Origin of the sequence: Prauserella salsuginis (assembly GCF_024648885.1) — a bacterium.
Lineage (GTDB): Bacteria > Actinomycetota > Actinomycetes > Mycobacteriales > Pseudonocardiaceae > Prauserella > Prauserella salsuginis.
Map to the genome: position 1 here is coordinate 94,866 of NZ_JANBBF010000009.1, position 17,820 is coordinate 112,685.

Annotated in this window: 16 protein-coding genes; 9 read left to right on the forward strand and 7 right to left on the reverse strand. The window is 70.7% G+C overall.

Going from position 1 to position 17,820, the window contains the following annotated elements; all coding sequences use genetic code 11:
- The first annotated feature begins 45 nt into the window (after positions 1–45).
- The 4 genes from LY40_RS07245 (at position 46) to trmB (ending at position 3,687) form a co-directional block, all read left to right on the forward strand.
- Positions 46–996, forward strand: coding sequence for an ABC transporter ATP-binding protein (locus LY40_RS07245; RefSeq protein ID WP_183781202.1), 951 nt, complete (start codon positions 46–48; stop codon positions 994–996).
- Between the two features lie 50 nt (positions 997–1,046).
- A complete protein-coding gene (locus LY40_RS07250) occupies positions 1,047–1,808 on the forward strand; it encodes a DUF2705 family protein (protein ID WP_183781198.1) in 762 nt (253 codons plus the stop codon).
- Between the two features lie 666 nt (positions 1,809–2,474).
- Positions 2,475–2,969: a hypothetical protein gene (locus tag LY40_RS07255; RefSeq protein ID WP_258936737.1), complete on the forward strand. Its 495-nt coding sequence runs from the start codon at positions 2,475–2,477 to the stop codon at positions 2,967–2,969.
- Positions 2,970–2,991: 22 nt separating this feature from the next.
- Complete coding sequence (gene trmB / locus LY40_RS07260; RefSeq protein WP_258936327.1) at positions 2,992–3,687, forward strand: tRNA (guanosine(46)-N7)-methyltransferase TrmB; 696 nt, start codon at positions 2,992–2,994, stop codon at positions 3,685–3,687.
- A 344-nt stretch (positions 3,688–4,031) separates the two neighbouring features.
- Here the strand turns inward: trmB and LY40_RS07265 are convergent, their stop codons facing one another.
- Complete coding sequence (locus LY40_RS07265; RefSeq protein WP_183781193.1) at positions 4,032–6,248, reverse strand: FtsX-like permease family protein; 2,217 nt, start codon at positions 6,246–6,248, stop codon at positions 4,032–4,034.
- Entirely contained in the window at positions 6,245–6,982 is a 738-nt protein-coding gene (locus LY40_RS07270) for an ABC transporter ATP-binding protein (protein WP_183781190.1), read from the reverse strand. Before LY40_RS07270 ends, LY40_RS07265 begins: the two co-directional genes overlap by 4 nt.
- 145 nt (positions 6,983–7,127) lie before the next feature.
- Between LY40_RS07270 and LY40_RS07275 the strand changes: the two genes are divergently transcribed.
- The 3 genes from LY40_RS07275 (at position 7,128) to LY40_RS07285 (ending at position 10,951) form a co-directional block, all read left to right on the forward strand.
- The gene (locus tag LY40_RS07275; RefSeq protein ID WP_258936328.1) at positions 7,128–8,918 is read left to right on the forward strand and encodes a sensor histidine kinase; all 1,791 of its coding nucleotides are present in this window, start codon (positions 7,128–7,130) and stop codon (positions 8,916–8,918) included.
- Positions 8,915–9,574, forward strand: a complete 660-nt coding sequence (locus tag LY40_RS07280) for a response regulator (protein WP_183781187.1) — start codon at positions 8,915–8,917, stop codon at positions 9,572–9,574. Before LY40_RS07275 ends, LY40_RS07280 begins: the two co-directional genes overlap by 4 nt.
- A gap of 66 nt (positions 9,575–9,640) precedes the next feature.
- Positions 9,641–10,951, forward strand: coding sequence for an amidohydrolase family protein (locus LY40_RS07285; protein ID WP_183781184.1), 1,311 nt, complete (start codon positions 9,641–9,643; stop codon positions 10,949–10,951).
- Between the two features lie 227 nt (positions 10,952–11,178).
- Here the strand turns inward: LY40_RS07285 and LY40_RS07290 are convergent, their stop codons facing one another.
- Genes LY40_RS07290 through LY40_RS07300 form a run of 3 tightly spaced genes read right to left on the reverse strand, consistent with a single transcriptional unit; the run spans position 11,179 to position 13,153 of the window.
- Positions 11,179–11,886, reverse strand: coding sequence for a hypothetical protein (locus tag LY40_RS07290; protein ID WP_307876669.1), 708 nt, complete (start codon positions 11,884–11,886; stop codon positions 11,179–11,181).
- Complete coding sequence (locus tag LY40_RS07295) at positions 11,883–12,797, reverse strand: ABC transporter ATP-binding protein (RefSeq protein ID WP_183781180.1); 915 nt, start codon at positions 12,795–12,797, stop codon at positions 11,883–11,885. Before LY40_RS07295 ends, LY40_RS07290 begins: the two co-directional genes overlap by 4 nt.
- Positions 12,794–13,153 carry a GntR family transcriptional regulator gene (locus tag LY40_RS07300; protein WP_183785180.1) on the reverse strand — a complete coding sequence of 120 codons (360 nt, stop codon included), beginning with the start codon at positions 13,151–13,153 and terminating at the stop codon, positions 12,794–12,796. The genes LY40_RS07295 and LY40_RS07300 overlap by 4 nt, the downstream gene beginning before the upstream one ends.
- Positions 13,154–13,305: 152 nt before the next feature.
- Between LY40_RS07300 and LY40_RS07305 the strand changes: the two genes are divergently transcribed.
- Complete coding sequence (locus LY40_RS07305; RefSeq protein WP_258936329.1) at positions 13,306–14,016, forward strand: YwaF family protein; 711 nt, start codon at positions 13,306–13,308, stop codon at positions 14,014–14,016.
- A 57-nt stretch (positions 14,017–14,073) separates the two neighbouring features.
- On the opposite strand, the gene LY40_RS07310 is transcribed toward LY40_RS07305, so the two are convergent.
- Positions 14,074–14,766: an SDR family oxidoreductase gene (locus tag LY40_RS07310; protein ID WP_183781173.1), complete on the reverse strand. Its 693-nt coding sequence runs from the start codon at positions 14,764–14,766 to the stop codon at positions 14,074–14,076.
- A gap of 70 nt (positions 14,767–14,836) precedes the next feature.
- Here LY40_RS07310 and LY40_RS07315 point away from each other — a divergent pair, with 70 nt between their 5' ends.
- Entirely contained in the window at positions 14,837–15,580 is a 744-nt protein-coding gene (locus LY40_RS07315; RefSeq protein ID WP_258936330.1) for an alpha/beta fold hydrolase, read from the forward strand.
- A 99-nt stretch (positions 15,581–15,679) separates the two neighbouring features.
- Here LY40_RS07315 and LY40_RS07320 read toward each other — a convergent pair whose 3' ends face one another.
- Positions 15,680–17,737, reverse strand: a complete 2,058-nt coding sequence (locus tag LY40_RS07320) for a PhoX family protein (RefSeq protein WP_258936331.1) — start codon at positions 17,735–17,737, stop codon at positions 15,680–15,682.
- Positions 17,738–17,820 lie beyond the last annotated feature (83 nt).

Genomic DNA, 17,820 nt, shown 5'->3' on the forward strand with positions numbered 1-17,820 from the left:
GCCCGCCACACCCACGGCCGTCGAACGCCGCCACAGGAGGACACCATGATCGAGGCGCAGAGCCTCACCAAGAGGTACGGCGACAAACTCGCCGTCGACGACCTGTCGTTCACCGTCGAATCCGGACGCGTGACCGGATTCCTCGGCCCGAACGGCGCGGGCAAGTCGACGACGATGCGGATGATGCTCGGGCTCGACAACCCGACGAGCGGCACCGTCACCATCGGCGGCAAGCGCTACTCCGAACTGCACCATCCACTGCGGACCGTTGGCGCACTCCTCGACGCGCGGTGGGTGCACCCCAACCGCAGCGCCCGCGCCCACCTGTCGTGGATGGCGAAGTCGAACAAGATCTCGCCGAAGCGCGTCGACGAGGTGCTCGACATCGTGGGCCTTTCCGAGGTGGCGAGCAAACGCGCAGGCGGGTTCTCGCTCGGCATGTCACAGCGACTCGGCATCGCGGGCGCACTGCTGGGCGACCCGGAGGTGCTGCTGTTCGACGAGCCCGTCAACGGTCTCGACCCCGAAGGCATCCTCTGGATCCGCAAGTTCATGCAGCGCCTCGCCGACGAGGGCCGCACCGTGTTCGTCTCCAGCCACCTGCTCTCGGAGATGGCCCTGACGGCCACGGACCTCGTCGTCATCGGCAAGGGCAAGCTGATCTCGCAGAGCACCACCGAGGAGTTCGTCGCACGCGCCACCGACAGCACCGTCAAGGTGCGCAGCCCGCATCTCGACCGGCTGCGTCCGGCGCTCGACCGCGTCGGCGCGACCGTCACGCCCACCGACGACGGACTGCTCGTGGCGGGGGTCGCGGGCGAGAAGATCGGCGAGCTGGCCATGGAGAACCAGGTGACACTGCACGAGCTCGCCCCGCAGCAGGGCTCGCTGGAGCAGGCGTTCATGCAGATCACGGGGGACTCGGTCGAGTACCACGCCGATCTGGAGACCGAAGCCGCCGAGCAGCCCGCCGGTCACGCGGCCGTCACGAACTGACGCCGACGGCCAACCCGAACGGCGCCACGAACCAACAGGGGTAAACCGACATGACTCTTCTCGCAGTCGAACGCATCAAACTGCTCAGCACCCGGTCACCGTGGTGGTGCGCGCTCACGGCTCTGCTGCTCACCGGCGGGTTCACCGCACTGGTCGTGAGCCAGAGCAACGCACAGTTCCCGGCCACCGTGTCGGCCACGCAGTACGCCTACAACTTCGGCATGGCCGTGATCATGGTGCTGGCGGCACTCGCCGTCACCACCGAGTACCGGTTCGGGACGATCCGCACCACGTTCCAGGCGGTGCCCAACCGCGCAGCCGCGCTCGCCGCCAAGGCGACCGTCATCGCTCTCATCGCGCTGGTCATCGGCGAGATCATGGCCTTCCTGTCGTGGGGCCTGGCCACGCTGATCAAGCCCGAAGCCGACCTGGCGCTCAACAGCGCAGCCGACTGGATCAACGTCGCCGGCGTCGGACCTGCGTGCGCACTGGCCGCCGTGGTCGCGATGGCGGTCGGCATCCTCGTGCGGCACAGCGCGGGTGCGATCTCCCTGGTGCTGATCTACTTCCTCGCCGCGGAGAACCTGGTAACGCTGATTCCGGGCATCGGCGCCGACATCTTCAAGTGGCTGCCGTTCAACGTGCTGCACAAGTTCGTCACCGGCAACGGCGAGTCCGCGGGCGGTGCGGCGTACGGGCAGCCGCTGTCGACGTCGACGCTGAGCCAGTGGTGGGCGCTGGCCTACTTCGCCGCGTTCGCCGTGGTGCTGCTGGCCATCGCGATCGCGACCGCGCGCAAGCGCGACGCGTGACCCGCGGCCGCCCTCGGGGGAGGACGGCCGCTAGGGAGAAGAACCGCCCACCCGTGGAAGGCGTACGGGACCGCCGCGGGGCTGCGGGTGGGCGGAGACCCCGAGGAGGGGAGCAGCGGGTCCGGGCCGCGATTCGGGGGCGGCCCGGACCCGACTGTGCGGCTGCGTCCGGCTCGTCCTCACCCGCCGTGCCTGCTTGGCCCCAGACAGGCGACGGTGTGGACGTGAGCGGGGTTCCGGTAGCGACGGCCGGCGAACGTGGTGTGAATACCCCCACGGAGGACGCGCAGCCGGGCGGTTTCGGGGGATGCTGGATGTCAGCCCGTCAGGACTCTACGGAGGTGATCCTTGACGGTGTCCGAGATTCAGCAGGAGTTCCACATCCCGCGACCGGCAGGCGGCGAACTGCCGGACCGTGCTGCGCCGCCGACCCGTGCTGCGCCACCGGGTGGAGTTGCCTCGCCTGGTGATGTCACACCGGGTGATACGGCTCCGGGTGATGTCGTGCCTGGTGGGGCCGGGCCGGCGGGCCGGGACGTACCCGGTGCCGATCCGCCCGACCTCGACCTGCCCGACCCAGACCGGCGCGACCCAGATCGGCGCGACCCAGATCGGCGCGGCACCGACCGGCGCAGCCGGGACGACACCTCACTCAGCCTGGAGCCGATGGTCGGGCTGGAATGGTCGCAGGCCATCGAGCTGCCGCTCGTCACCGGCGACGCCGCCAGCCCCGCCGACCTGCGCGTGGCCTGGGTACACCGCGCACCGCTGGGCCAGGTGCTGGCCCTCTACCGTGCCGCCGGGCGAGGTGGCGCGACCGTGCCGTCCCCGTGGTGGTTGCGCGCGCTCGCCGACGGGACGCTCGAATCGCGCGACGCGGGGTTCCGCATCGAGGACCGCGTGCACAACCTCCTCAGTCGCCGTCCGGGCTGGGAGTTCGTGCCCTGGGCCGCGGGCGGCGAATCCGGCTACTGGGAGTTCATGCCGTCCGAGGGCACGGGTGAGAACCGGCGCACCCCGACCACGATCGTCAACACCTCGCGTCACACCGGGTGGATCGACATGCTCCCTGCGCACGAGGCTGCCGCACCGGAGCCGGTCCCGATAGCGGGACCCGCGGAGCTGCGGGCGCGGCTGGGGGAGATCGAAGCGGTCCGCTGACCCGCGGCTATCGTCGGCGTCCGTGGAGAGCGAAGGACAGCCCCGGCTGCGCAGCGTCGTCAGTTACGTCAAGCGCGGCGGGCGGATGACGGTCGGCCAGCAGCGCGCGTGGGACACCCGGTGGTCCGAGCTGGGCCGGGCGGTGTCCGAACTCGAACCCGGCCGGATCGACTTCGATGCGTGGTTCGACAGGTCGGCGCCCGTCGTGCTGGAGATCGGCTCCGGCATGGGCGAGGCGACCGCCCAGCTCGCGGCCGAAGCGCCGGAGGTCAACTACGTCGCCATCGAGGTCTACGAGGCGGGCCTCGGCCAGCTGATGCTGCGCGCCGACAAGCTCGGCGTGTCGAACCTGCGGCTGCTGCACGGCGACACGGTGCCGCTGCTGCGCGACCACGTCGAACCCGGCTCGCTGGCGGGCGTGCGCATCTTCTTCCCCGATCCGTGGCCGAAGAAGCGCCATCACAAGCGGCGTCTCGTGCAGCCGACGTTCGTCGAGCTCGTGGCCTCTCGGCTGGCCGAAGGGGGAACACTGCACCTCGCGACGGACTGGCAGGACTACGCCGACCAGATGCTCGAGGTGTGTTCGGCGGAGAAGTCGCTGGTCAACCGCTTCGACGGCTGGGCTCCGCGGCCCGAGTGGCGCCCCGTGACCAAGTTCGAACAGCGCGCCGAACAGGAGGGCCGCGTCTCCCGCGACCTGATCTTCGAGAAGCGCTGAATCTTCGAGAAGCACTGAGCCGGTCGGCCCGGCCTCGAGCGGTGACGGCGGGCGGCGTGCGGCGTGCGGCGTGCGGCGTGCGGCGTGCACAACACGGTCCCCGGAAAGGGCAACACAGCCCCCGGAGGACGCAACACGAGCCCCGGAAAGCGCAACACGGCGGGGCGTCCCCCGATGAACGCCCCGCCGTGTTTCCCCGGTCCCCGCAATCCCCCTCGCGGTTCCCCTCGGCCCCTCGATCCCCCCGTCCCCGCGGGTTCCTCGTCCCCTCGATCCCCCGTCCCCGCGGGTTCCTCGTCCCCGCGGGTTCCCCTTCTCCCCGCGGTCCCTGCTCCCCGCCGCGGTTACTCGTCGGCCAGCGGTTCGGCCTGGACACGGCGCAGGGCGGGCGCACACACCGACGACGCGATCAGCGCGACCCCGATCCCCAGCACCACGGGCGCCGCCAGCCACGGGGTGAGCACCTCGGTGCCGTCGTCGACCACGGCGAACAGGCCGATCCCGACGAGCGTCCCCGCCACGCCCGCACCGACGGTCGCCACCAACGCCGGCAGTGCCGCCTCCGCGCGCAGCGCCCTCGCCAGCACCCGCACCGGAGTGCCCGCCGCCATGAGCGCACCGAACGTGCGCCGCCGGTCCAGCACCGATCCGGCCGTGCTGATGGCCGCGCTGCAGCCGCCGAGTATCGACGCCGCGAGGAGGCCGATAACCGTGACTCGCTGCAGGTCGTCGAGCTGGGAGAGCTGCCCGTCGAGGCGTGCCTGCCTGCTCTGCACCGGCAGGCCGCCCGCGGCGGACGCCAGTGCCGTGCGGACGACGTCGGCGTTGGCGGGCGTCGACGGGACCGCGACCGTGCCCGCGTTCGGGGTGAAGTCCGAGGGGATCACCGCCGGGTCGACGATGACCTCGGGCGCCAGTTCGGACTCGGCCGTCATCGGCCGCACGGGCACGTCCGCGGGCAGCGACGTGCCCGGCTGATCGAACTCCGCCGACACCGTCAGCTCGTCCCGCGAAACGTCCGGGTACGGCGTGTACACACCGGGCGTGCCCTCGCAGGCCCCGCGCATGTCGACCGCCAGGAGCTGCTCGGCCGCATCGCAGTCGACGACCCTGGCGTAGGCGTTGTCGTTGCCGAGGAAGGCGTCGCCGATCGCGACGGCTCGCTCGTCCTGGCCGTAGCGCGCCAGCGCCTCGTTGGTGTCGGCCGCGATCCGCTGCAGCGAGTCCTGGTCGACATCGACGTAGAGCACGCCGTCGGCGTACTCCCGCAGCGCTCCCGCCTGCCCTTCGATGCTCGGCAGCACCGTCAGTGCCATCGAGCCGGTGAACACGGCCAGGACCACACCGGCGGTCGCCCGGTAGGCCCCGCGGGGGTCGTCGCGCAGCCGACGTCCGGCCAGCAGTCCCGACGGCCTGCGCCAGCGCCGTACGAACATCCCGCCGATCGCCGAGGTGAGCCACGGGCCCGCCAACGTCAGTGAGCCGATCACCATCGCCATCGACAGCAACAGCAGCGTCGCTTCGAACTGGCTTTCGGCGGTGGTGGCCAGGAAGGCGAACAACGCGCCCGACACCGGGAGCGGCACGAGGCGCCACCAGTGCAACGGTTTGGGCTCGTGCCCACCCGCGGCGCCGAGCGGGGTCGACAGCACCCGTCGCAGCCCGAAGGCCGCGGCCAACACGACCAGCAACGGCACCACGACGACGATCGCCACGGTCGGCACCGCACCCAGCACGAAGTCCGAAGCCTGCCACGTGCCGCCGCCCCATGGCACGGTGGTGGCCGCCTGCCGCAGCAGCGGGCTCACCGCCCAGCCGAGCAGCGCACCGCCCGCAGCCGCGATCGCGGTCTCGGCCGTGACCATCGCGATGACCTGCCGCGGGGTCGCACCCGCCAGCCGGAACGCGGCGAGCCTGCGTTCCCTGCGTGCCGCGATCAGCCGTGCCGCCGACGCCACGAGCACCATGCTCGGCACCGTCAGCACCACCACGCCGACGCCCGCCAGCAGCCCCAGCAGCGGGTCCGGACCCTGGCCCCCTGGATTGAACCCGGCCTGCGGCGCCGCCGCCGCGGGCATGTCGTCGGGTGCGTGGCCGACCAGCGCGACCAACTGTTCCGGATACGCCAACGCGTCGTCACCGAGCACTCCTGCGTTCGCGCCGAAGCGCTCGCCGAGCTGCGAGCCGGGCGTGTGGTCGACCGCGTCGGCAAGCTCCGGCGACAGCAACGCCTCGCCGGGCGCGGGCAGGCGGTCGATACCGGGCGGGAGGTCGATCTGCGCGGGATCAGCCAGCGCGGCGACGTCCACCCGCTGGATCTGTCTGCCGTCCGGCGTGATGTCCTCGCTGGCCGCCAGTTCCAGGGACGCTCCGCCGGACGACGGCTCGCCGAACTGCTGCCACGCAGATCGGTCCGCGCGCGACTCGGTGGCGCCCGGCAGCGAGACGAGCAGCAGCACCAGGGCCGTGGCCACGGCCACGCCGACGGCGATCAGGATCGCCGAAACGCGTGTGCGGCCGTCGGTCCGCAACACGCGCAGCGCGAGCTGGAAGCTGTTCACGCCGGCACCACCGCTCCCGCGCGGGTGTCGGCCTCGATCCGGCCGTCGCGGAGGCTGACCGTGCGCGGCAACGACGCGGCCAGGTCCCGGTCGTGCGTCACGACCACGACCGCGGCGCCGGATCCGGCTGCCGCCTCGAGGAGCGCCCGCATCGTCTCGCCGCCGGTGCGGGTGTCGAGTGCACCGGTCGGCTCGTCGGCGAAGATCACGCTCGGCCGGTGCACGAGCGCCCGGGCGATCGCGACGCGCTGTGCCTGCCCGCCGGACAGTTCGCCTGGCCGGTTGCGTTCCTTGCCCTTGAGACCGAGGTGCTCGAGCCACCGGCGCGCTTCGGCCAGCGCCTCCTTGCGGCCGGTGCCGGCCAGCAGTGTGGGCAGCGCGGCGTTCTCCTCGGCCGACAGCTCGCCGACCAGCATGCCCGACTGGAAGACGAACCCGAACTCGGTGCGCCGCAGTTCACTGCGTTTCGTCTCGCCGAGCGAGTCGATGCGCCTGCCGCCGAGCGTCACCTCGCCGTCGTCCGCCGGCAGGATGCCGGCCAGCACGTGCAGCAACGTCGACTTGCCGGACCCGGAGGGCCCCACGATCGCCATCGCCTCACCCGGCGTGACGTCGATGTCCACTCCGGACAAGGCGTGCTGCGCGCCGTAGCGCTTGCTGAGACCGCGGCCGCTCAACGCGGGCCGGGCCGGGATTGCCGGGGAGGGCGGCTGCCCTGAAATCCGTGTCGTCATGGCTGTGCAGCCTGGCTGAGCCGTGGGGGCGGCCACTTCGGACGGAAGGCCGGAACCACGCGTTGCGGCATCGGCCGATCGGCCGATCCGACACGAGCCGTCCGGCCGGGCCTCCTCCGTGGCCGGCTCGACTACCGTCCGCGGCATGCCCGACACGTCCCCGTTCCGCGAACGCGTCACCCGGCTGCTGCGTCAGGTCGACCCCGCCATCATGGTGCTGCTCGCCGCCGTGCTGGCCGATCTCGCCGTGTTGCTGCCCGCGGCGACCGACGGGGTGGGGATGCCGCTCGTCGACCTGATCCCGCTCCCGGGGATCCTGCTGCTGGCGGCCTGTGCGGTGACCGGCAGGTCCAGACCCGTGTTCGCGGGCTGGTCCGGCGCCTGCGTACTCGGCGCGAACTCGGTGCTGATCAACTTCACGGACGCCCCGACCTTCTCGACACTGCTGCCGGAGACGTCGTTCGCCGAATGCGTCGCCGGCCTGCTGCTCGTCTACTACTGCGCGCGGTCGGCACCCGCGGCGATCGCGGTCGTGACGATCTCGGCGCTCGTCACGGCCGAGGTGGCGACCGCGGTGCTGCGCGACGCGGGCGTGCACATCCTGCAGCTGGCAGGCATGGGACTCGCGCTGCTGGTCGTGGCCGTCGTTCCCGGTGCCCGTGCCCGGCAGGGGATCGGCGACGGCGCGCTCGGCACACTGCTCCGGCAACAGTGGCTGCTCGTCGGCGTGCTGGCGCTGGCACTGTTCCTCGACGCGTCGATCGTGCTCAGCGGGCCGGACGTCGACCTCGTGATGATCGTGCCCGCGATCGCAGCCGTGGTGCTGGCGCTGCGTGGCGTGAACCACCCGTTCAGCCACGCGTTCGGAATCAGCGGAGTGATCGCGGCGACCACGATGTTGGCGCTGCTGACCCGCGCCGACCGGTACGTCTCGCTGGGCGGTGTGCCCGTGGCCGTCACCGCGTCGGGCATGGTCGTCACCGCGCTGCTCGTGCGGCTCGAATCGCCGCGGCGTGCCGTCACCGCGATCGCGACGCTCTCCGCCGCCGTCGCCATCGGAACTGTCGTCCAGATCGTGACGTTCATCCAGCCGTTCACGCATTACGACCGCCGCTTCCAGCTCTTGCAGGGGCTCGCGGTCACCGCGGTGCTGCTGCTCGGCATCAGCGTCGCCATCGGCCTGTTCCTGCGGGCCCGCGACTCCGAACGCAAGACCACGGTCGAAGCGGCCGTCGCGGAGGCGCAGACCGCCGAACGGATGGCGCTGGCCCGCGAACTGCACGACGTCGTGGCGCACCACGTCACCGGCATCGTGGTGCAGGCCCAGGCGGTGCGGATCGTCGCGGAGCAGAACCCGCACGTCGTCGCCGATTCGCTGGGGCAGATCGAGACCGCGGGCACCGAGGCGCTCGCGGCGATGCGGCGACTCGTGCGCAGCATGCGCGGGGAGACCGGCGACGCCGCAGCAGCCGCGGGCGAACAGCCGGGACCGGGCGAGCAGGCGACCACTGACCTCGACGCCGACCTGCGGAAACTCGCCACCTCGGCGGTACACGGCGTGCCGGTGCAGCTCGACGTCGACGTGCCGCAGGGACTGCCGCAGGAGGTCGCACGGTCGGCGCTGCGGATCGTGCAGGAGGCACTCACCAACGTCAGCAAGCACGCCACGGGCGCCTCCGCGGCATGGGCGACAGTGCGCGGCGAGACCGATGCCGGCGGGCCGGACGAGAGCGGGCGCGCCCTGCTGCACATCCGGGTGGCCGACGACGGTGAGCCGGGGGAACCGGGACCGCTCGCCGCCGTCGGCGGCTACGGTCTGGTGGGCATGCGCGAGCGGGTCGAACTGCTGGGTGGCACGCTCACCGCCGACCGGCACGGCGGCGGCTGGGTCGTCGAAGCGTGGTTGCCGTTGCAGGGAGATGAGGAGTCTCAGTGATCCGGGTACTGATCGCCGACGACCAGGACATGGTGCGCACCGGCTTCCGCATGATCGTGGACGCCTCAGACGACATGGAGGTCGTGGCCGACGTCGCGGACGGGATCGACGCCGTGTCCAAGGCGCGAGAGCTGCGGCCTGACGTGTGCCTGCTCGACATCCGCATGCCGGGCATGGACGGGCTCGAGGTCACGCGGCAGCTGGCCGGCCCGGACGTCGCCGACCCGTTGAAGGTCGTCGTCGTGACGACGTTCGACCTCGACGAGTACGTCCACAGCGCGCTCACCGGCGGGGCGTCGGGGTTCCTGCTCAAGGACGCGGGGCCTGCGCTGCTGCTGGAGGCCATCCGCGCGGCCGCCCGCGGCGACGCGCTGGTGTCACCGCAGATCACGGTGCGGCTGCTGCAGCACTTCGCCGACGCACCCGCCGAGGACGTGCCGACGGTGGAGGAGCCCGCCGAGCCGTTGACGACGCGGGAACTCGACGTCGTGCGCGCGGCGGCCCGCGGCTGCACGAACACCGAGATCGGCGAGGAGCTGTTCCTGTCGCTGTCGACCGTGAAGACACACCTCGCCGCGGTGCAGAACAAGATCGGCGCCCGCAACCGGGTCGAGATCGCCGCGTGGGCGTGGCGGAACCGCGTCGTCACCGACTGATCGGCCGACCGGTGCGCAAGGGCGCAGGACCCGGGTGGGTGGAGCATCGCTCGATAGAGTGGGCCGATGATCCACCGTCTGACAGCGCCCGTGGTCCTGCCCGCCGATCCGGCCTGTTCCGTCATCCGTGACGGGGCCGTCGACATCGACGAGACCGGCCGGATCACGTACTGCGGACCGGCGAGCGAGGCCACGGCGGCCGCCGAGACGACGGCCCACAAGTCGGGGATCCTGCTGCCCGGCCTGGTCAACACGCACGCGCACAGCCCGATGGTGCTGCTCCGCGGCATGGGCGGTGACCTACCGCTGCTGCGCTGGCTCCGCGAGGTCATCTGGCCCACCGAGGCGAGGCTCCGGCCGTCCGACGTGCACGCGGGCATGGTCCTCGGCTCGGTGGAGATGCTGCGCCGCGGCGTCACGACCAGCGCAGAGATGTACTTCCACGCGGAACAGATGGCCGACGCGGTGCTCACGACGGGTGCTCGCGGCATCATCGGCGGGCCGATCATCGACCTGCCGGGCCTCGACTGGCGATCGCTGCTCGCCGATGCCACCAAGTGGATCGACGCCGACGGCCTGCGATTCGGGCCCGGCGACCGCATCGAACTGTCGTACGCGGGCCACTCGGCGTACATGCTGCCCGCCGAGGCGCTCGGCGCGATCGCCGACGACGCCGCCACGCGCGGCGCCCTGGTGCAGATCCACGTCGCCGAAGCGGCGGAGGAGGACGCCGCGCAGCGCGCCGAGCACGGTTCGGTGCCGAAGCTGCTCGACGAGGTCGGCCTGCTGCGCGGCAGGCTTATCGCGGCACACGCGGTGCACCTGTCCGATGAGGACATCGCACTACTGGCCTCCCGTGGCACCGGCGTCGCCCACTGTCCGGGGTCGAACGCCAAGCTCGCGTCCGGCATCGCCCGGCTGGCCGACCTCCGCGCGGCAGACATCCACATCGGACTCGGCACCGACGGCCCCTCCAGCAACGACGACCTCGACCTGTGGGAGGAGGTTCAGCTGTCGGCGATGCTGTCACGTCTCGCCGAAGGGGACGCCACGGCGCTGACGGCTCCGGCCGCGTTGCTGCTCGCCACCCGCGGCGGCGCCGATGCCCTTGGCCGCGACGACATCGGCGCGCTCGAACCGGGCCGCTGGGCCGACGTCGTGCACGTCGACGTCGACGATCCCGCGTTCGCCACGGGCCTCGACGTTCCCGACGACCAGCTGCTGGGCAACCTCGTGTGGGCGGCCGGGTCGCGCAGGGTGCGGGACGTGTGGGTCGCGGGCGAGCAGGTCGTCACCGACGGCGAATCGTCCCGCGTGGATCGCGGGCAGGCTCAGGCGAACGTCGCCGCCGCGGCGCGGCGCCTCCGCACGGCCTGACCGCACCCCGACGCGGCGCCCGCGACGACGGCACCTCGTCGCAGAAGGCCGCACGGCGGACGGCGGGTGTTCGGGCACTCGACGTCGGACGGGCTTCCCCTCGGCAGCAGGCTGCGCCGGTCCCGGCATCCCCCGATGACCGGAACCGGCGCAGATCCCCTTTTCCCCTTACCGGAAGGCGCCGACGATCACTGCGGCGGCACCGTGGCCTGTCACGTCATCGCCGGTCACGGAACCGCGCGACGGCTGGTCGCGTAGGTCGCGGCCGCCAGGATCGCGGCGATCAACGTCGGATAGCCGGCGAACATCAACAGCGTCGGCGTCTCCGCGAAGAAGTCGAAGACCTGCTGCCACCAGCCCTGCGACCCGACCAGCGCCATCAGGCCGACGAGCAGGGCACCGAGGGCCAGCCCCAGGACCCACACGCCCAGCTGCCCCCAGCGGTGGAACACGATGCCCGCCCACAGCCCGGCGAACGACAGCAGCAGGAACGGTCCCGCGTACACGAGGACCTGCGTCACCACGTTGCTCTCCTGCAGGAACGGCAGGTCGAACATCGCGAGGTCGAGCCCCCAGCCACCGGTTGCCCCCTCGAGCAGCGCCATGACCCAGATGATGACGCCGTACACCAGCGCCTGGCCGACGATGACCAGTCCCGCAGCGCCGACGAAATCGCGTCGTGTGACGCTGATGCCGAGTGCGAACGGGAACATCTGCGTCATCGTCTGGACGTGCGTCACCAGCGTCACGATGTAGATCGAGATCAGCGCGCCGGTGATCGCGGACTCACCCGGAGGCGACGGTGTCTGGATCGCCATGAAGATCACGATGTTGGCCGCCAACACGCAGACGAGCACCAGCAGCGGCATGCCGAGCACCATGCGCGCGTTCACCAGCTGAATCCGCGCGACTTTCACGAGCTGTGTCAGTGTCATGACCAGGCCCCCTTGCCGTTGCCCTTGCCATTTCCGTTGCCTGAACCCGCGAGCGCGGCGTCGTGGAACTGTGTGGTGCGGACGACGAGCTGCTGCAGCGATACCGGCTCGACCTGCAGGCTTGCCGTGTCACGGCCGGTGGGTACGCCGGATACGAGCACGCGCGTGAAGCCGCCCAGGTCCTCGCGGTGCAGCACCTCGTGGCCGTCGGAGAACTGTTCGACCGCCTTCGTGGGACCGCTGACCGTCACGGCCTGGCTGCGCAGGTTCTCGGAGGAGTCGTCCATGACGATCCGGCCGCGGTCGATCACGGTGACGTGCTCGATGATGTCCGCGACCTCGTCGATGAGGTGTGTCGAGAGCACGATCGTGCGGGGGTGCTCGGCGTAGTCGGCGATCAGGTGGTCGTAGAACGCCTGCCGTGCCACGGCATCCAGCCCGAGGTACGGCTCGTCGAACAGCGTCACCGGTGCGCGCGCGGCGAGTCCGATGATCACGCCGACGGACGAGAGTTGCCCGCGCGACAGTTTCCTCACCCGACTCTTGAGCGGCAGCCGGAACTCCTCGACGAGCCGGTCGGCGAAATCCTGGTCCCAGTTCGGGAAGACCATCGCCGCGGCTTCGAGCGCGTGCCGGGCCACAAAGATGTCGGGATAGCGCTGCGATTCCTTGATGAAGCACACGCGGCTGAGCACGTCGGCGTTCTCGTACGGATTCTCGCCGAACACGCGGACCTGTCCCGAGGTCGGAACCTCCTGGCCCGTGAGCATCCGCATCGCCGTGCTCTTGCCCGCACCGTTGCGGCCGAGCAGGCCGTGGATGCGGTTCTCGTGCAGGTCGAACGAGACGTCGTCGACGGCCCGGGTGTCGCCGTAGCGTTTCGTCACCCCTCGCAGGCTCACCACGCTCATTGGTCGTCCCTCCAGGCGTCGATCATCTTCTTCACGTCCTCGGCGTCCATCTCGAGTCGTCTCGCCTCTGCGAGCAGCGGCGCGATGTAGGAGCGACCGAATGCTTCCTGCCTGCGTTCGACGAGCTTTTCCCTGGCCCCCGCCGGTACGAACATTCCGACCCCCCGTTTCTTGTAGAGCAGGCCATCCGCCACGAGCTGATTGATGCCGTTCGCCGCGGTGGCGGGGTTGATCCGGTGGAACGCGGCCAGCTCGTTCGTGGACGGCGCCCTGCTCTCCTCCGGCAGGGAGCCGTCGATGATCGAGTCCTCGATCTGTTCCGCGATCTGTTGGAACAGCGGCCGCGCGTCGTCCATCACGATCGCCACCCGATGAACCGCATTGGTTCATTAGTCATGTAGGTAACCATGACACCGGGGTGGTCGGGTGTCAACTCGACACGGAACGGAGGGAGTGAGACCACATCGAGCCAGGACCGCGGACGACGTCCGCCGTTAGAGTCCGTGTTGTGGGAGCGGTCACAGCGGCGGGGGAGTTCTCCCCGTACGGGTTGTCGCACTGGCTGGCCGTGGGAGCCTTCGCGGTCGGCGCAGCGCTGGTCGTCCACCTCGGCCGGCGGCAGCGGGGAACCGCGCGTGCCAGGCACTTCAGCCGGGCGTTCGCGGTGACGATCGTCGTCCTCAGCGTGGCGGACCTGTGGTACGAGCTCGTGCCCCCGACCCTCGAACGCTCGGTGCCGTTGCACCTGTCGGACCTCGTACCGCTGGTCGCCGCCTACGCCTTGTACTTCCAGCGCGCGTGGGCTCACGCCCTCGCCTACTACTGGGGGCTGGTGCTGAGTACCCAGGCGTTGATCTCACCTGCGCTGACCGGTCCGGACTTCCCGCACGCCAACTATGTGCTGTTCTGGGGGAGTCATCTACTGGCCGTACTGGCCGCGATCTACCTCACCTGGGGCCTGGGGATGCGCGTCGACTGGCGCAGCTACCGGCTCGCGGTCGCCGTCACGCTGACGTGGGCGACCGTGACGATGACGTTCAACGCCGCTGCCGGCACCAACTACGGTTTCCTCAACGGCAAATCCGACACGGTGTCCGCACTGGACCTGTTCGGCCCGTGGCCCTGGTATCTGCCGCCCGTCGCCGCACTGCTCCTCGCGGTGTGGGCACTGATGACCTGGCCCTGGGTGCGGCTCCGCGATCGCAACCACGTCACGTGATGCCCGGAAACCCGAGCGAGCGGCCGGGGCCGACGATCTGCCGGCCCCGGCGGAGGCTCACCGGTGAGGACGGGGACGGACTGTGACGTCGGTCAGATGGGCGTCGGCACCGGCCAACACGGCCGCGGACACCGCACCCGCGACCGACTCCGGGCGCAGGTACCTCTCCGGGCGGTACTCGCCACCCTCGCCCGCGACCACGGCCTGCTGCATCTCGGTGTCGGTCCGGCCCGGGTACACCGACGTCACACGTAGGCCGTTCGGCTCCTCCTCCGCGCGCAGGGCGTCCGCGAACGCGCGCACACCGAACTTGCTCGCCGCGTACGGCCCCCAGCCCTCCCGGGCGGACAGCCCCTGACCGGAGTTGATCACCACGACGTGACCGTGTGCCCTGCGCAGTGCCGGCAGCAACAACCGGGTCAGCTCGGCCACGGCGACGACATTGACCTCGAAGTTCGCGCGCCACGACTCGGCTGCCGAATCGACCACGTCACCGAGCCGGGCGACACCAGCGGAGTGGACGAGCACGTCGAGGTGCTCGATCCGCGCGGCTGCGTCGGCGACGGCGGCCTCGTCGGACAGGTCGACAGCCCAGGGCTGCGCGTCGGGCAGCTCGGCCGCGAGCGCGGACAGTGCCGCCTCGTCCCTGCCACCGAGCAGGACCCGATGGGTGTCGGCGAGGGTACGGGCGACGGCGGCTCCGATGCCGCGCGAGGATCCGGTGACGAGTGCGAGTGGGCGATCGGTCATGGCCGCCACGGTAATGCGCTTGTGCCAGGCTTGGGCAGCGAGATCAACGACGATCGAGGAGGAACACGGCATGCGCAAGGTCGGCAGCGGCGAGCACATCGTCATCGCACTGCACGGATGGTTCGGCTCCAGTGGAGCGTGGACGGCGTTCGAGCCCCACCTCGACCGGGACCGGTTCACCTACGTCTTCCCCGATTACCGCGGCTACGGCGACAGGCGCGGCGAATCCGGCGACTACAGCATCGCGGAAGCGGCCGCCGACGTGCTGGCACTGGCCGACGAGCTCGGCGCGGACCGGTTCTCCCTCGTCGGCCACTCGATGGGCGGCAGCGTGATGCAGTACGTGTACGCCGAGGCGCCCGAACGAGTACGCGCGATGGTCGGCATCTCGCCGGTTCCCGCGAGCGGTGTGCCGCTGGACGAACAGAGCAGGCAGCTGTTCGCGGGCGCCGCCGATTCGCCCGACAACCGGCGCGCGATCGTGGACTTCACCACCGGAAACCGCCTCACCGGCACGTGGCTCGACGCGATCGTGCGGCACTCGCTCGAAGCCGACCGCGACGCCGTCGCCGCCTACTTCGAAGCCTGGAGCGGCACCGACTTCCACGACCGCATCACGGGAAGCGACGTTCCGATCAAGGTGATCGCGGGCGAAAACGACCCGGCGCTCGGGCCGGACACGATGAAGGCGACGTTCGCCGAGTGGTACCCGAGGGTGGAACTCGAACAGCTCGCGGGCGCCGGGCACTACGGCATCGACGAGACCCCGGTCGCCCTGGCCACGTCCGTGGAACGCTTCCTCGCCGAGGCGTGACGCGGTGTAGTCAGCGAAATGCCCCCAAGGGCACCCTGGTTGCATTGAACGCAACCAAAGTGCCCTTGGGGGCAAAACCGGACGACCCGCTCGGGGCGCTCAGGCGCCGATGCGGCCGCCGTCGGACTTGCGGACCGCGACGATCGCCGGCCGGGCGTGGCCGCCGTCGGGCCAGCTCGACCCCGGCTCACCGCCCTCGCCCGGGTGCTGCACCGCAACGAGCACCAGGTCGTCACGCACGACCGGACCGCACGTCTCGGCACCCACCGGCACGGTCAGGAACTGCTTGACCTGCCCGCGGTTCGGGCCCGTGACCGGCACGGAGAACAGCCCGTCGTTGGAACCCAGCGCGTTGCCGTCCGTGGAGATCCAGAGGTTGCCGTAGCCGTCGAAGGCCACGTTGTCCGGGCACGAGATCGGGCTGACCTGGCTCTTGTCGAACCCGCCGAAGTACGTGTCGGCCGCATCCGGGTCACCGCACACGAGCAGCAGCCGCCAGCGGAACTTCGTCTCCGTGCCGTCCTCGTCCCATTCGAGGACGTGGCCGTTCTTGTTGCCGTTACGCGGGTTCGGCTCGTCGGCACCGGCCTTGCCTGCGGCGCCGCGGTCGCTGTTGTTGGTCAGCGCGGCGTAGATACGGCCGGTGACCGGATTCGGCTCGATGTCCTCGGGGCGGTCCATCTTCGTGGCGCCCACCTTGTCGGCGGCGAGCCGCGTGAAGACGTACACCTCCTCGGCGGTAAAGCCGTCCACAAAGGACTTGTCGCCGCTGGCGAGCGCGATCCACTCGCCGGTGCCGTCGAACTCGCCGTCCGAGGGGAGCGTGCCGCTGCCGTCGATCTCCTCGGCCGGACTGTTGCCGGTGAACTTGGCGACGTACAACGTGCCCTCGTCCAGCAGGGCCATGTTGTGCCTGCGGGCGTGCGCGCTGCGGCCCGGCTTGTACCGGCCGTTGGAGACGAACTTGTAGATGTAGTCGAACCGCTCGTCGTCGCCCGAGTACACGACCACGCGGCCGTCCCGCGCGATCTTGACGTTGGCGGCCTCGTGCTTGAACCGGCCCAGTGCGGTGTGTTTGATCGGCTTGGCGTTCGGATCGTTCGGATCGATCTCGACGACCCAGCCGAAGCGGTGGACCTCGTTGGGCTCCTGCGAGATGTCCCAGCGCTTGTCGAAGCGCTCCCACTTGCGGGTCGTCTCACCGCCTGCGAGGCCGTACCGGTCGAGCCGCTCGGCCTGCACCGGATCGGTCACCCGCTCGCCGTGGGCGAAGTACTGGTGGAAGTTCTCCTCGCCGGACAGCACCGTGCCCCACGGCGTGACCCCACCCGCACAGTTGTTCTGCGTACCGTGGACGATCGTGCCCGTCGGGTCGGCGGACGTCTTCAGCAGGTCCGAACCGGCGACCGGACCGCGCACCTCGAACTCGGTGTCGAGCGTGATGCGGCGGTTGTACCGGCTGGGCTTGACCTCGAGGCCGCCGTCACGGGTGCGGTCCGCCTGCACCACCGAAAGACCGTGCGCCGCCCACGCGATGCGCACCTGCTCCTCGGTGGGGTTCGCCTCGTCGTAGCTGCCTTCCGGGAACATCTCCGTCTCGGTGGTGTACTCGTGGTTGACCACCAGGAAGTTGCGCTGGCCGGAGCCGTCCTGCGGGATGAGGCCGACGAAGTCGTTGTTGTAGCCGAACTGCTTCGCCTGCGCTGCCGCGGTCTGGCCGTTCACGTCGAACGCGGGCGCACCCGGCACCACGGGATCGCCCCAGCGGATGACGACCTGCTGCTCGTAACCCTCCGGCACGGTCACGGCGTCGCGGCTGTTCGGCGCGACGGGTTCGAAGTCGGTTCCGGGAACGGAACGCCCGCCCTGGCGACCGTTGCCCCGGCCAGGGTTCGCGGCCAGTGCCGGCACCTCGGCCGCGGCAGTGCCCGACATCGCGGCGAACCCGGCGGCCGTCGCCGCCATGACGCCACCGGCTCGCAGCGCGCCACGCCGGGACATGACGCTTCGCACGACGTCGCCGAAGTACTCGTTGTCGGAGGTGTTCGGGGCTGGGTGGGAACACTGATTGCCGCAACGGTATTCACACGTCACCGGCGAACGACCGGTTCGGTGGGTAGTCAGCAGTGGGAGCAGTCGCCCAGGCTTGGCGGACACGCGGCCTCCAGTCACTCGGTCAGGGGAACAAACGTGACGTTAGGTGCCGAACTTGAGTCCCTCTCATCCGCGAGGTGAACGAC

What these genes read in the sequence shown, in the direction of transcription:
- LY40_RS07245 (WP_183781202.1), top strand. Translation starts at nt 46, where the DNA reads ATGATCGAGGCGCAGAGCCTCACCAAGAGGTACGGCGACAAACTCGCC.
- LY40_RS07250 (WP_183781198.1), top strand. Translation starts at nt 1,047, where the DNA reads ATGACTCTTCTCGCAGTCGAACGCATCAAACTGCTCAGCACCCGGTCA.
- LY40_RS07255 (WP_258936737.1), top strand. Translation starts at nt 2,475, where the DNA reads ATGGTCGGGCTGGAATGGTCGCAGGCCATCGAGCTGCCGCTCGTCACC.
- LY40_RS07270 (WP_183781190.1), bottom strand. Translation starts at nt 6,982, where the DNA reads ATGACGACACGGATTTCAGGGCAGCCGCCCTCCCCGGCAATCCCGGCC.
- LY40_RS07275 (WP_258936328.1), top strand. Translation starts at nt 7,128, where the DNA reads ATGCCCGACACGTCCCCGTTCCGCGAACGCGTCACCCGGCTGCTGCGT.
- LY40_RS07285 (WP_183781184.1), top strand. Translation starts at nt 9,641, where the DNA reads ATGATCCACCGTCTGACAGCGCCCGTGGTCCTGCCCGCCGATCCGGCC.
- LY40_RS07290 (WP_307876669.1), bottom strand. Translation starts at nt 11,886, where the DNA reads ATGACACTGACACAGCTCGTGAAAGTCGCGCGGATTCAGCTGGTGAAC.
- LY40_RS07295 (WP_183781180.1), bottom strand. Translation starts at nt 12,797, where the DNA reads ATGAGCGTGGTGAGCCTGCGAGGGGTGACGAAACGCTACGGCGACACC.
- LY40_RS07300 (WP_183785180.1), bottom strand. Translation starts at nt 13,153, where the DNA reads ATGGACGACGCGCGGCCGCTGTTCCAACAGATCGCGGAACAGATCGAG.
- LY40_RS07310 (WP_183781173.1), bottom strand. Translation starts at nt 14,766, where the DNA reads ATGACCGATCGCCCACTCGCACTCGTCACCGGATCCTCGCGCGGCATC.
- LY40_RS07315 (WP_258936330.1), top strand. Translation starts at nt 14,837, where the DNA reads ATGCGCAAGGTCGGCAGCGGCGAGCACATCGTCATCGCACTGCACGGA.